A 13,159-nucleotide genomic window follows, 5' to 3' on the forward strand; every position below is an offset into this window, starting at 1 on the left:
AGCCACAATCCCCATAGCACCGAAATCTGCCCGCGCTTTCCTCCTTGTCAGATTTATCGCCGCTGCAGCTCACGCTGACAGCAGCCACAAACCTTAGACATAGTGGACATTGCCTTTAGGCTGAAATTCTGCGAGGGAGCCGCCGGACGGTCTTTAGATCACCTTCAATGTTTGATTTGTTTCGCTGGCGGAGAAAAAATGTCATTTGAAGCATGGCTCGCGTTTACGTTGATTTCCGCTGCAAACATCGTGACACCGGGTCCCGCGATCTTGAATACGATCCGACGGGCCGCGCAACTCGGCTTCAAGCAATGTCTACCGACGATTGCTGCAAACGCGGTCGGGCTCGCCGTCGCCGGATTTGCATGCGCGTTTGGCGTCGCTGCGTTTGTTCTTGCCTCTGAGTGGCTATGGTTCCTGTTTCGTTGGGCGGGGGTGCTCTATCTTGCTTACTTGGGGCTCCGCCTGATTTTCGTGCGCGAAACGCTTGACCTTGGCCCGTCAACATCCGCCCGACCGTCTGTGTCGACCACGGCACTGTTTCTGGAGGCGTTTACTCTGGCGGTATCTAACCCGAAGGCCGTTCTTTTTTACGTGGCGATCTTCCCGCAAGTCATTCAACCGGATCTGCCCGCCGCGCCGCAGGCATTTGTGCTGGTGTCCACCTATAGTGCAATATCCCTCGCTTCTCTGACGACCTACGCGGCACTTGCCGGATTATTGCGCGCGCGTATGCTGACCCAGTCCAGATACCGAGGGTTTCGGGTTTTATCCGGGATTGTACTTCTTGGGTTTGCTGGAAAGCTGGCACAAGAAGTTCGGTAGGCTTGGGCTCAGAACCGCCGCTGAATGACATTGGTATTCTATAGCAGAGTTATCAAAGCCTCATGCCGCTCTAAATACGCCTGCCGAACCTCAACCGGTGGGCGCAATGAAATTTCCAACCCCTCCATCACCGCCTTGTCCGGACGACCGAAGAACTTTGTCGCCTCGGCCTCCGAAAACCCGGCAATCTGCGTTGCCTCCATCCAGGCGCTGATCTTGTCGGCTTTTTTGATCTGCCGTTTCACCGTTTTCGGCACTGCTGCAGGCAGACCAAACCGGATGTGGATCGCCGCACTCAGACGGTCATCCAGCGCGCCGTAGTCGGGTCCGACGGCGGATTTTACGGGTGAGATCATATCTCCGATCACGTATTCCGGCGCGTCATGTAACAATGCTGCCAGCCGCCATTTAACCGGTGCCTTCGGGGCAATCCGAGAAAACAGCTGCTCAACCAGAAGGGAGTGTTCCGCTACGGAATAGGCAAAATCACCCGCTGTTTGACCGTTCCAACGGGCCACAAATGCCAGTCCATGCGCGATATCTTCGATTTCGATGTCCACTGGCGTCGGATCTAGTAAATCCAGCCGGCGGCCCGACAGCATCCTCTGCCATGCTCTGGGTTGTGTTGCCATTCTGCCATGCCCCTCGGATCGGCCCGCGACGAACGGGTGTTTTTGTGGTATCGTTTACCTGTCGAGATCACCAGCTGCCAACAATTTCTTGACCAGTCGTGCTTTGAACCGGCGCTTGGTGGTTCCGACATTTGTGCTGAGGGGGGTGCATGCTCCTCCCGGTGTGCCCCTCTCGGAACGTAACGCGTATCGAAAGGAGCTAGTTATGTTTCAGCGACTGATTGGAATTTCCCTGGCCTTTGGAATGGCCGCTACTGCCCCCCCTGCTTTTGCCAAAAACTGTGCGCAGCGAGAGCACGTGATCGCCAAGCTGCAGGACAGCTATTCAGAAGAACTGGTTTTTGGCGGATTGCAGAAAACCAGTGGTGCGCAGGCGGTGATGGAGGTCTGGACCTCGAAAGAAACCGGAAGCTACACGGTTCTGGTCACTCACGCGAACGGCATGACGTGCATTGTTGCAGTTGGTACCGATTTTTTTGAAGCGATGCCAAAGGATAAGCTGAAGGGCGAACCCAGCTGATATTTACAGCGGATTAATCTGTTCCAGGTCATCCGAGTTGCCACCTGCCCCGTAGAATGATAGGGGCAGCGCGGATCTGTTTACCGGAATGGAGCATACGATGGCCGGGGACTATATTGTTAAAGACATTGCGCTTGCCGGGTTCGGCCGCAAAGAGCTGGACATTGCCGAGACCGAAATGCCGGGGCTGATGGCTCTGCGCGCGGAATACGGTGAGAGTAAGCCCCTTAAAGGTGCGCGGATCGTTGGTTCGTTGCATATGACCATCCAGACCGCTGTTCTGATCGAAACACTGGTGGCACTGGGCGCGGATGTGCGCTGGGCGTCGTGCAACATCTTCTCGACCCAGGACCACGCGGCAGCCGCAATTGCCGAGGCTGGCATTCCCGTTTTTGCGATCAAGGGCCAGACGCTTGAGGAACACTGGGACTATCTGGATAAGTCCTTCCTGTTCGAAGACGGGCCGAACATGATCCTGGACGATGGCGGCGACGCAACGCTGTACATCCTTCTGGGGGCCCGCGCCGAAGCGGGCGAGGACATTATTCCTGTTCCGACTTCGGAAGAGGAAGAGGTGATCAAGGCCCAGATCAAGAAACGGATGGCGGCATCGCCGGGTTGGTTTACCAAGATGCGCGACCAGATCCAAGGCGTTTCCGAGGAAACCACCACTGGCGTGAACCGTCTGTATCAACTGGTGAAAGACGGCCACCTACCGTTCCCTGCGATCAATGTGAATGACAGCGTCACCAAGTCGAAATTCGACAACAAGTACGGCTGCAAGGAATCGCTGGTCGACGGTATCCGCCGCGCCACTGACACCATGATGGCAGGCAAGGTCGCCGTGGTCTGCGGTTACGGCGATGTCGGCAAAGGCTCGGCTGCTTCGCTGCGTGGCGCAGGTGCCCGCGTGAAAGTGACCGAGGTCGACCCGATCTGCGCGCTGCAAGCCGCGATGGACGGGTTCGAAGTCACCCTGCTGGAAGACGAAGTCGCGACAGCCGATATCTTCATCACCACCACCGGCAACAAGGACGTGATCCGCATCGAGCATATGCGCGCGATGAAGGACATGGCCATCGTCGGCAACATCGGTCACTTCGACAACGAAATTCAGGTGGCCAGCCTGAAGAACCACAAATGGACCAACATCAAGGAACAGGTGGACATGATCGAGATGCCCTCGGGCAACCGGATCATCCTGCTGTCAGAAGGCCGTTTGCTGAACCTTGGCAACGCGACCGGCCACCCGTCCTTCGTGATGTCAGCCTCGTTCACCAACCAGGTACTGGCGCAGATTGAGCTGTTCACCAAGGGCGACCAATACGAAAACAAGGTCTATATCCTACCCAAGCATCTGGATGAAAAAGTAGCCCGTCTGCATCTGGATCGCATCGGTGTGAAACTGACCAAGATGGACAATGAACAGGCCGCTTACATCGGGGTTAAGCCGGAAGGTCCGTTCAAACCCGAGCATTACCGCTACTGATTTCAGAGCTGATAAACAAAAGCGTGTGGGACGCCGCCGGTTATGCAACTGGCGGCGTTTTTTGTACCGGTTGCCATGTTCATCGTCGTATGTGGCGGCGTGTGGCAGATCCCCACACGCAGTGCTGTTGGCCATGAACCGCTGACATGAACGGGTATCGCGGATCTGGTTAAAATTGGGGGGAGAAATCCCATAAATTTTTCCTTTCGGAAAATTTGCCGTCGCGGCTAACCTTGATGAAGACGGTAATTTGGGCCGTTGCATCACAACAATGGGAGATTGCGACATGGGAAAACGCGACGAGCTGATCGCCAAATATGCTGATGATCTGAAAAACAAATGCGGGATGGATCCCGATATGGATCTGCTGACCAAGGTCACGATCGGCTGTGGTCCGGCGATCTATGACGCCGACGCGTCGACCGTAGCTGCTACACAGGAGTCCGAACTTGAGACGGTCAAGGACAACTTCCTTGTCAAAAAGCTGGGTCTGTCTGACGGGCCAGAGTTGATGGAAGCAATCCATGCAGTGCTAGGGAAATACGGAATGTCCGAGCGCAACAAATACCGTGCGGTGGTTTATTACATGCTCACCAAGCATTTCGGAAAAGAGTCGGTTTACGGCTGATTGCTTGGGTTCTGCGCTCGTAAGGGCACTGCCGAGCGTTTCCAATTTTAAGCAAGCGGCATTTGCACTGACCGTCGGTATTCGATACGTATCATAGTGTGACCAGGACGGTCAGAGCCAAAAAAATCCATACGCGTGTGGTGAGTTGGGAGCACGCGGGGAAGGGAAGGTTCTGCATTCGTCGGGGCCTTCCCTTATTTTCGGGTTACGGATGCTGTCTGGTCAAGCACCTTCTTCCAGCCTGCGTGATCCTCAACATCTTGAAATTGGCTGTGCCGCTCGGGCGGGATCAAAGGATGAAACTACCGCAATCCCGACTGTCTTGTAACGGTGATCCGGGGTGGGACGAGCCGACGGGCTAACCCGCCTGCGTGTTGCCCATATCGCAAATCACCTGCCATTCCGCATCGGTGACCGGCTGTACGGACAGGCGAGAGTTTTTGACCAGAACCATCTCGGCCAGACGTTCCTCTGCCTTGATGTCATCCAGCGTTACTGCTGTTGCGAACGGCCGCACCGCCTTGATATCCACGCAGTCCCAGCGCTCATCATCGGTTGTGCTGTCGGGATGCGCCTCGGCGCAGACCTCGACAATACCAACGATCGCCTTGTCCTTTTGCGAATGGTAGAAGAATCCGCGATCACCGATCTTCATCTGCCGCATGAAATTGCGCGCCTGATAATTTCGCACGCCGTCCCATTCTTCCCCTGCTTCGCCTTTGGCAACCTGTTGGTCCCAACTCCAGGTCGAGGGTTCGGATTTGAACAGCCAGTATGCCATCACCCGATGACCTTCTTCCACGGGATCAGCTCGACCGATTTGAATAGCCCTGCCTTGGCATACGGATCATTCTCCGCCCAGGTTTGTGCTGCTGTTATGTCCTCGACTTCGAGGATGACAAGCGACCCGATCATCTCGTCCCCGTCCAATAGCGGTCCGGCTTGCGATACGACACCGGTTTGCTCTATATAAGCAAGGTGATCGGCGCGGTTGTCCTTGCGGGTTTGCAGGGCGCCATCCTTGTCTTTGGCGATCAGGGCTATCAGCATTTATTCCTCCTTCAGGGGACGGTTGAGCAGGGATTGAATGGCTTGGGGCACACTATAGGCGCCATGGCTCAGGTCAGCCACAGTAACGCTTATGGGCATGTCCAGCCCCTCGGCAACAGCAATTTCAGCCATGGCGCGCGCGGTGGCGACCCCTTCGACTGTGGTATGGGTATCAAACGGACGATTTTGACCCAAACAAAGGCCAAAACGATAGTTTCTGGACAGTTCGGATGAACAGGTCAGCACCAGATCGCCCAGACCTGACAAACCCATCAGGGTATCTGTCTTTGCGCCGCGCATCAGGGCAAAGCGCTGCATCTCAGCAAATCCACGAGTCAACAGGGCAGCGCGGGCGCTATCGCCCAGCCCGGCGCCAATCGCGGCCCCGCATCCAATGGCGATGACGTTTTTCAATGCACCCCCCAGTTCCGCACCGATAACATCGGTGGTGCGATAAAGGCGCAGGTTGGCGGTGGTGAGTTCGGTTTGCAGCACCTTGCCCAAATCGGCATCCCCACAAGCCAGAGTGAGCGCGGTCGGCAATCCGCGTGCGATATCGTCGGCAAAGCTGGGCCCGGTCAGCAGCGCCGGACTTGCATTCGGGATCGTCTGGCGCACCACCGAGATGGGCCCCAGACCCGTGGTCAGCTCGATCCCCTTGCAGCAGACGACCAGCGTTTTTCCGGCAAGGTTCGACGCGTGCTCAGTAAGGGCCGCGCGCAGTTTCTGCATGGGCACCGCCAGTAGCACGATATCCGCGGCCTCTACGTCCTTGATATCGGACGTCACCGAAATCGCTGGCGGCAGGGGGACATTCGGCAGACGGGCGGAGTTTTCGCGACTGTTCTCCATGTGGATGGCATGCTCGGCGCTGCGTGCCCAAAGGGTAACGAATCCGTTCCCGGCCAGCGAAATGGCCAGCGCCGTGCCGAACGCACCCGCCCCAAGGACGGCGACGCTCATGCCTTGGCGCCCTTCTTGCCGCTGCCCAACATGGCCGGGCTGGATTGATCCAGCGGCCAGCGGGGTCTGGCGGTCAGATCAAGACCGTCACGCGCCCCTGCACGAAAAAGCTCGATCCCGGCATAGGCGATCATTGCCGCGTTATCGGTGCATAGATTCAGCGGTGGAGCGATAAAGCGAGCGCCCTTGGCACAACAAACAGTCTCTAGCACAGATCGAATCGCTGTATTGGCAGCGACACCACCCGCCACTGCAATTACCGGATCAGAGGGCGCAAGTTCCAGGTACTGATCTATCGCCCGGCGCGTTTTCTCGGCCAAGGTGTCCACGATGGCCTGCTGAAACCCGGCGCACAGATCGGCGCGATCCTGACGGGTCAAACCGCCCTTTTCAGCGACGATCTGGTCGCGCATCCGCATCAAAGCCGTCTTGAGCCCCGAAAAGGACAGGTCACACCCTGGCCGATCCAGTAATGGCCGGGGAAAACGAAAACGCTCAGGATCGCCTGAACGCGCCTCAGCCTCGACCGAGGGGCCACCGGGTTGCGGCAGGCCCAGCAAGCGGGCGGTTTTGTCAAACGCCTCACCCGGCGCATCGTCGATCGTGCCGCCCAGTCGGGTGAACTCTTCCGGTCCATGCGCGATCAGGTATTGGCAATGCCCGCCTGACACCAGTAGTATCAGGTATGGAAACGCGATGCCGTCGGTCAGGCGCGGCGTCAGGGCATGGCCTGCCAGATGGTTCACGCCGATCAAGGGCAGGCCGGTTGCCGCGCTGAGACCCTTGGCGCACATGACGCCGGACATGACCCCGCCAATAAGGCCCGGCCCGGCAGTAACGGCGATGGCGTCGATCCCGGAAAGGGTCAGGTTTGCGGCTTCAAGCGCCTGCACAACGCACGTGTCCAGTTTCTCTGCATGGGCACGGGCAGCAATTTCAGGCACGACGCCTCCAAAGGCGCTGTGCAGGTCTGTCTGTCCGTACACGATTGAAGACAGTACCTCGGCCCCGGTACCAACGGTTTGGCGCACGACGGCAGCAGCCGTGTCATCACAGCTGCTTTCCAACCCAAGTACGGTAAGTGTTTGCACCATTGGCCTGATCCGCTACACACATAAGTGTCAAGCGGGGTATCACCCTGCGCGGATGCAAACAATCCCAAGGCGGAAGGCGCCGACTGTTGTATTTGTTGATGACCCGCCCGCGCGCTGCTTCGCAGAGGTTTGTCGCGCAGCTGCCAACCCGTGTGAGATCTCGGGTCGAGGTCATCTATTCCCCGATACTTGAAATCAAGCCGCTACCGGTCAAGATCGACACCAGCGGCGTGCGGGGTCTGATTCTTACCTCGGCGAATGCAGTAAATGCGGCTGTTTCGCTGGGCGTTTCGCGTCACTTGCCCGCCTTTTGTGTGGGTCCCGCAACCACCGGCACCGCGAAGGGCGCCGGTTGGGAGGCGACGATGGTTGGCGCAACCGCCGAAGAACTGGTGGCGTTCTTGCTGAAACACCGGCCCGAAAGCCCGCTATTGCACCTGCGCGGTGAACACACGCGGGGAAATATCGCCCTCCGCCTGACTGAGTCGGGCCTGACAGTGCGCGAACAAGCCGTGTATCAGCAAAGACTGCTACCGTTGACGCCTGAGGCAACTGCCGCCGCGGATGGCCTTTTACCCGTGATTGCGCCTTTGTTTTCCCCTCGGACAGCGCGACAATTTGCCGATATCTGGACCGGATCGGCACCGCTTTGGCTGGCCGCGATCAGCCAAGCAACGGCAGACCCCCTTTATTCCTTGGACTACGCGCGATTGAAAATCGCCAAGGAGCCGACTCCGAAAAAAATGCAGAAAGCCGTGAAAAAGCTTGTGAAACATGCGATGCGGGTTGAGGGCAACGAGACCACCGACTAACTTAGACCCTGCTGTTATTCATGTGAAATCGGATTCGATAAGGGGAATGTAGCGGTGGCGCGTAAGAAAAAGACCGATCAAAAGCCGGTAGATGACCCTAAGCCAGAAGAAACAGTGGCGTTTACCTCTGCACGCGAAACTGCGGCTGTTGACGCGAAGAAGCAGGTAGAAGAGGCCCTTTCCGAAGCCGAAGCCGAAGCCGAAGCCGAAGCCGAAGCCGAAGCCGAAGCCGAAGCCGAAGCCGAAGCCGAAGCCGAAGCCGAAGCCGAAGCCGCTGTGGAACACGAGCAGGAAGCGCCTGCGCGCCCGGAAGACGCGGAAAAAGCGCCGCGCGAAGACGCACAGAAAGAGGAAAACCGCGGCGGATTTATACCGGCTTTGCTTGGCGGGGTGCTGGCAGCGGGGATCGGTTTTGCAGCAGGCAGTGCAGGTCTTTTCGGCTCAGGCGATACCAATGAGCTTGCGGCGCTGGAAGCTCAGCTGAACGATCAGTCCAACCGGATTGAGACGCTGACGAACTCTCTGGCCGACACCTCGGATATAGACAGCAAAATCGCCGCGCTGACAGATCAGGTCGCGCCAGTGACTGCGGAGCTGGAGACCTTGAAGTCCAGCCTCGAAGAGCTGGCGGGCAAAATCGATCCTCTGGCAAGCCGCCTGACCGATCTGGAAGGCAGTGCCCTGACGCAAGGCGCGTCTGCTGAGGTTTCTGCGGCATTCGAGGCCGAGCTAAAGAAACTTCAGGACTCGCTTGCAACGCAGCGAGCCGAAGTTGAAAAAATGGTGTCAGACGCACAAGCGTTGGAAGCGCAAGCTGCCGCCAAGGCACAGGCCGCGACCAATGCATCAATCCTGACCCAGCTTCGCAATCAACTGGATGCGGGCCAGCCTTATGGTGATCTGTTGGCCGAGTTGACGGCGGGTGGCCTGACGGTGCCCGAAGCCTTGTCAGCCCCAGCGGATAAAGGCGTTGAAACGTTAACTGAATTGCGCGAATCTTTTGCGCCTGCAGCCCGTACTGCATTGGCTGATGCACGCGACGCGGACAAGACCACTGGGTTGGTTGCCTTCTTGCAACGCCAGACTGGGGCAAGATCGGTGACGCCGCAGGACGGCGACAGCCCCGATGCGATCTTGTCTCGGGCAGAGGCCGCGTTGGCAGATGGTGACGTTGCTGCGGCATTGACCGAACTTAATTCCCTGCCTGATGAGGCAAAGGCGGCACTGATGGATTGGGAGCAGGCGGCATTGACCCGGGTGGCTGCCGTTGATGCCGCAAACGCGCTGCAATCCAGCGTAAACTCGAACTGAAGGACCTGCCATGCTGTGGTCATTGTTTAAGATTGTAGTTTTTGTAGCGATTATCGGCCTGCTGGCCGTGGGCGCCATGTTCCTGATGGAAACCAGTGGCGGTGTGCAGATCACGGCAGGCGGAGTGGAATATACGCTGGGGCCGCTGCAATCTGTGATCGCGCTGGGTGTTCTGATCCTGGCTATTTGGGTATTCTTCAAGCTGCTGACCTTGCTGATTGCGACCCTGAAGTTCCTGAACGGTGATGAAACGGCGCTGTCGCGTTATTTCGACCGCAACCGGGAACGGCGCGGCTATCAGGCACTGGCCGATGGTTTGATGGCGCTGGCCTCGGGCGAGGGACGCGTGGCGATGAACAAGGCCACAAAGGCTGAAAAGCTGTTGAACAAGCCGGAACTGACCAACCTGTTGGTGGCCCAGGCGGCCGAGATGAACGGCGATACCAAAAAGGCATCCGAGACCTATAAAAAGCTGGTCACGAACAACGCCACGCGATTTGTGGGCGTGCGCGGGATCATGAAGCAGAAACTGGTCGAGGGTGATGACGACACGGCCCGTAAACTGGCTGAAAAAGCGCTGGCAATCAAACCACGGCATGCCGAAACGCAGGATATCCTGCTGGGCTTGCAGACCAAGTCGCAGGATTGGACCGGCGCGCGTTCGACCCTGACGGCCAAGCTCAAGGCCGGCCATCTGCCGCGCGATGTGTTCAAGCGCCGTGACGCTGTGCTGGCTTTGTCTGAGGCCAAGGGCATTCTTGATGAAAGTGCCACGCTGGAACAGCGGGAGCTTGCGATTGAGGCCAACCGCCTTTCGCCAGATCTGGTGCCTGCCGCAGCCTTGGCTGCGCGCGCTTATATCAAAAAGGGCAAACCGCGTGCCGCTAGCAAGATCCTGAAAAAAGCATGGGAGGTTCAGCCGCACCCGGACTTGGCCCATGCCTTTGCCGAGATCGCGCCAAATGAAACTCCGTCAGAACGGATCAAGCGCTTTACAACGTTGACGCGCATTCAACCTGAAAACCCCGAAACACGTCTGATTCTGGCTGAGTTGAACATCGTGGCCGAGGATTTCCCAGAAGCCCGCCGCGCCCTGGGCGATGTCGTTGAAAAGCAGGCCGATGCCCGGGCTTATACCCTTATGGCGGCCATCGAGCGTGGTGAGGGCGCTTCGGACGCGGTGGTGCAGGGTTGGCTGGCCAAGGCATTGACTGCGCCACGCGGGCCGCAATGGGTATGCGACAACTGCCACGACATTCAACCTGAATGGGGCCCGGTTTGTCAGAACTGCGGCAGCTTCGATACCCTTAGCTGGCAAACACCCATGACACCCGAAATTGCCACGGCGACGGGCGTGCACATGCTGCCACTGATCGTCGGTGCGCTTGAGGACAAAACCAACTCTGACGCTGAGCCGGAAGAGGCCGAACAGGAAGAAACCGCCGAGGTTATCGAGATGGAGGCAGAGTCCGTCCAACCCGATGCCGAACCTGTTGTTGAAAAACAGGCTTAGAAGCACCGTATGCGGCAATGGTCCTGCCGGCACCGGGCTTATTGCTGATGTACAGATTGGGCTGAAACGGTTCGGGTCGTCAGATGACCAGACGGTTTGGCGTATAGTGGGCGAACCTGCATGCTCACTTTTTGCACCTGTGGTGCTTTGTCATCTGGGTCCCGTCACGTTCTGCGAATTGCAGACAATTAAGTGAATTGGCACAGTCAAATCCGTTTGCTAACGTCGCCCTCGCGTCAGGGGAGGGCGCGAAACTCCATATGCTGGACTATTCGCATAACGCGTGGCTTGTGGCGGCCTCATTGGCCGTGGCCCTTATGGCCGGTTTTACCGGCCTTTACCTGACGCATGGCGCGTCCAAGCTGGAACCTCAGCGCCGTAAGTTCATTGTTGCTTTGGCCGCGATTATTCTGGGTGGTGGCATATGGTCGATGCATTTCGTGGCGATGCTGGGCCTACAACTTCCAATCCTGTTTTACTATGACGCGTTGATCACCTTGATCTCGGCCCTGGTCGCAATCCTGATGGTGGGGCTTGCTTTGCTGTTGTTGCATTTTCGACCGCGCACGATGTGGACCATTATCGCGGCAGGCGTGATCGTGGGTCTTGGTATCGTTGTGATGCACTATGTTGGTATGGCGGGTATGGAACTGTGCCGCCCCGTCTATACGGTCTGGGATGTAGCGCTTGCAACACTTGCATCCGTGGTCCTTTCGACACTTGCAATCTGGGCAGCTTACGACAAACGCACGCAACGCAATATCCTGTTGGGGACGGTGTGTTTCGGATTGGCCGTGTTTACCATGCATTTCGTCGCCACCGGTCTGACCGACTTTATCGCAAGTGAAGATGCCGGGCGTGCGGGGCCTGCATTGAACAATCAGGTGTTGGCAATGGGGGTCACTGTCGCGGTCTTCATGATCTGTGGCGCGTTCCTGCTGACGGGGATCAGCTTCTTTGCGCCCGACCCCGACCCGGTTGATATCCCGATGCCCAAACCAGCTGCGTTTCGGGCGGGGGTTCCGTATGAGCGCGAGGGCCAGACCTTTTTCGCCGAACCCGACAAGATTGCCGCCATCCGGGCCGAGGGGCATTACACCGTCCTTTACATCGGTGCCGAAAAGCTCTTTTGCCCGTGGTCTATCACTGTGGCAGAGTCTCGCCTCAAACAGGATGGCTTTTTGCGCGCGCACCGCAGTTATCTGGTCAATCCGACCCATGTCTCCAGCTTTGAACGGCACAAAGACAATGGCACCTGTTATTTTGGCGGGGTCGATGCGTTAACCAAAGTGCCTGTAAGTCGCACCCGCCTTACGGCCATCCGCGACGCGCTGGGCGTTTAATCGCAGTTCGTGCAGCCTGTTCGCATTTCGTGAAACAAGATGCGCGTCCTGTGCCCGCTGGCTGGATTGGTCGGTCCCGCCGTCTTTTCCTGCTGTCAGGTCCCCCAAGGCAAATGAGTCCGGACCCAGGGAGGAAAAGCATGATACCAGCCGGTTTCGAGTATCACCGGCCAGGCGACATCGCCTCGGCCATTGGCATTCTTCAGGAACACGGAGATGAGGCGCGGGTTATCGCGGGTGGGCACAGCCTGATCCCGATGATGAAGCTGCGTATGGCCGAGATGGGTCATCTTGTCGATCTACAAGCCATCGAGGAGCTTAAGGGCATTGATATCGGCACTGACACAGTCTCGCTGGGTGCGATGGTCACGCAGCATGAGTTGATCACCCACGACGGTTTGGCAAAGGCAATTCCGCTGATCCGAGAGGCCGCGTTGCAGATCGCCGACCCTCAGGTGCGCTACATGGGGACGGTAGGTGGCAACGTTGCCAATGGCGATCCGGGCAATGACATGCCGGGGCTGATGCAGTGCCTCAACGCGGTGTTTGAATTGTCCGGCCCGGATGGCTCGCGCAGCGTAGCCGCGCGCGATTTCTATGAGGCCGCGTATTTCACGGCCCGCGAGGATGAGGAAATTCTGACCCGCATCGCGATCCCGGTTCCGGGATCGGGCGTAGGGCAGGCGTATGAAAAGCAGAAACGTAAGATTGGTGATTATGCCACCGCCGCCGCCGCGGTGATGGTTGGCAACGGAACGGCATCGGTCGCGATGACCAACTTAGCCGACACGCCGGTCTGGTCCGAAAGCGCCAGCAGCGCTTTGGCAGAAGGTAATGTCGAGGGCAGCGTGGCTGCGATGCTGGGTGACATCGATCCGGTGGCCGACAACCGCGGTCCTGTCGAGTTCAAGAAACACGTTGCCGCCGTGATGCTGCGCCGTGCCATCGACCGTGCGCAAAGCCGCGCGGGTTGAGGGGA

At 57.9% G+C, this 13,159-nt stretch carries 14 protein-coding genes; 9 read left to right on the top strand and 5 right to left on the bottom strand.

Going from position 1 to position 13,159, the window contains the following annotated elements; translation table 11 throughout:
* Window positions 1–198 precede the first annotated feature (198 nt).
* Window positions 199–825 (top strand): LysE family translocator, encoded by a 627-nt coding sequence (locus tag AVO44_RS19405; RefSeq protein WP_068340795.1) that lies wholly within the window; start codon window positions 199–201, stop codon window positions 823–825.
* A 38-nt stretch (window positions 826–863) separates the two neighbouring features.
* On the opposite strand, the gene AVO44_RS19410 is transcribed toward AVO44_RS19405, so the two are convergent.
* Window positions 864–1,457 carry an HD domain-containing protein gene (locus AVO44_RS19410; protein ID WP_068340797.1) on the bottom strand — a complete coding sequence of 198 codons (594 nt, stop codon included), beginning with the start codon at window positions 1,455–1,457 and terminating at the stop codon, window positions 864–866.
* Between the two features lie 205 nt (window positions 1,458–1,662).
* Between AVO44_RS19410 and AVO44_RS19415 the strand changes: the two genes are divergently transcribed.
* From AVO44_RS19415 to AVO44_RS19425, 3 genes are all read left to right on the top strand, one after another.
* The gene (locus AVO44_RS19415) at window positions 1,663–1,977 is read left to right on the top strand and encodes a hypothetical protein (protein WP_068340798.1); all 315 of its coding nucleotides are present in this window, start codon (window positions 1,663–1,665) and stop codon (window positions 1,975–1,977) included.
* 100 nt (window positions 1,978–2,077) lie between these two features.
* On the top strand, window positions 2,078–3,466 hold the full coding sequence (ahcY, locus tag AVO44_RS19420) for an adenosylhomocysteinase (protein WP_068340799.1): 1,389 nt from the start codon (window positions 2,078–2,080) through the stop codon (window positions 3,464–3,466).
* A gap of 286 nt (window positions 3,467–3,752) precedes the next feature.
* Window positions 3,753–4,094: a DUF2853 family protein gene (locus tag AVO44_RS19425; RefSeq protein WP_068340800.1), complete on the top strand. Its 342-nt coding sequence runs from the start codon at window positions 3,753–3,755 to the stop codon at window positions 4,092–4,094.
* Window positions 4,095–4,452: 358 nt separating this feature from the next.
* Here AVO44_RS19425 and AVO44_RS19430 read toward each other — a convergent pair whose 3' ends face one another.
* Genes AVO44_RS19430 through tsaD form a run of 4 tightly spaced genes read right to left on the bottom strand, consistent with a single transcriptional unit; the run spans window position 4,453 to window position 7,201 of the window.
* Entirely contained in the window at window positions 4,453–4,875 is a 423-nt protein-coding gene (locus AVO44_RS19430) for an EVE domain-containing protein (RefSeq protein WP_068340801.1), read from the bottom strand.
* A complete protein-coding gene (locus tag AVO44_RS19435) occupies window positions 4,875–5,144 on the bottom strand; it encodes a YciI family protein (RefSeq protein WP_068340802.1) in 270 nt (89 codons plus the stop codon). Before AVO44_RS19435 ends, AVO44_RS19430 begins: the two co-directional genes overlap by 1 nt.
* The gene (locus AVO44_RS19440; protein WP_068340804.1) at window positions 5,145–6,107 is read right to left on the bottom strand and encodes an NAD(P)H-dependent glycerol-3-phosphate dehydrogenase; all 963 of its coding nucleotides are present in this window, start codon (window positions 6,105–6,107) and stop codon (window positions 5,145–5,147) included.
* Window positions 6,104–7,201 carry a tRNA (adenosine(37)-N6)-threonylcarbamoyltransferase complex transferase subunit TsaD gene (gene tsaD, locus AVO44_RS19445; protein WP_068340806.1) on the bottom strand — a complete coding sequence of 366 codons (1,098 nt, stop codon included), beginning with the start codon at window positions 7,199–7,201 and terminating at the stop codon, window positions 6,104–6,106. The genes AVO44_RS19440 and tsaD overlap by 4 nt, the downstream gene beginning before the upstream one ends.
* Window positions 7,202–7,299: 98 nt before the next feature.
* Here tsaD and AVO44_RS19450 point away from each other — a divergent pair, with 98 nt between their 5' ends.
* The 5 genes from AVO44_RS19450 (at window position 7,300) to AVO44_RS19470 (ending at window position 13,154) form a co-directional block, all read left to right on the top strand.
* Window positions 7,300–8,013 carry a uroporphyrinogen-III synthase gene (locus tag AVO44_RS19450; RefSeq protein WP_068340808.1) on the top strand — a complete coding sequence of 238 codons (714 nt, stop codon included), beginning with the start codon at window positions 7,300–7,302 and terminating at the stop codon, window positions 8,011–8,013.
* 54 nt (window positions 8,014–8,067) lie between these two features.
* A complete protein-coding gene (locus tag AVO44_RS19455) occupies window positions 8,068–9,324 on the top strand; it encodes a COG4223 family protein (RefSeq protein ID WP_068340810.1) in 1,257 nt (418 codons plus the stop codon).
* Between the two features lie 10 nt (window positions 9,325–9,334).
* Complete coding sequence (locus tag AVO44_RS19460) at window positions 9,335–10,837, top strand: heme biosynthesis protein HemY (protein ID WP_068340812.1); 1,503 nt, start codon at window positions 9,335–9,337, stop codon at window positions 10,835–10,837.
* 260 nt (window positions 10,838–11,097) lie between these two features.
* Window positions 11,098–12,180, top strand: a complete 1,083-nt coding sequence (locus tag AVO44_RS19465; protein WP_068340824.1) for an MHYT domain-containing protein — start codon at window positions 11,098–11,100, stop codon at window positions 12,178–12,180.
* A gap of 140 nt (window positions 12,181–12,320) precedes the next feature.
* Window positions 12,321–13,154, top strand: a complete 834-nt coding sequence (locus tag AVO44_RS19470) for an FAD binding domain-containing protein (protein WP_068340825.1) — start codon at window positions 12,321–12,323, stop codon at window positions 13,152–13,154.
* Window positions 13,155–13,159: the final 5 nt, after the last annotated feature.

This window comes from Ruegeria profundi (assembly GCF_001507545.1).
In the GTDB taxonomy this organism is placed as follows: Bacteria; Pseudomonadota; Alphaproteobacteria; order Rhodobacterales; family Rhodobacteraceae; genus Ruegeria; species Ruegeria profundi.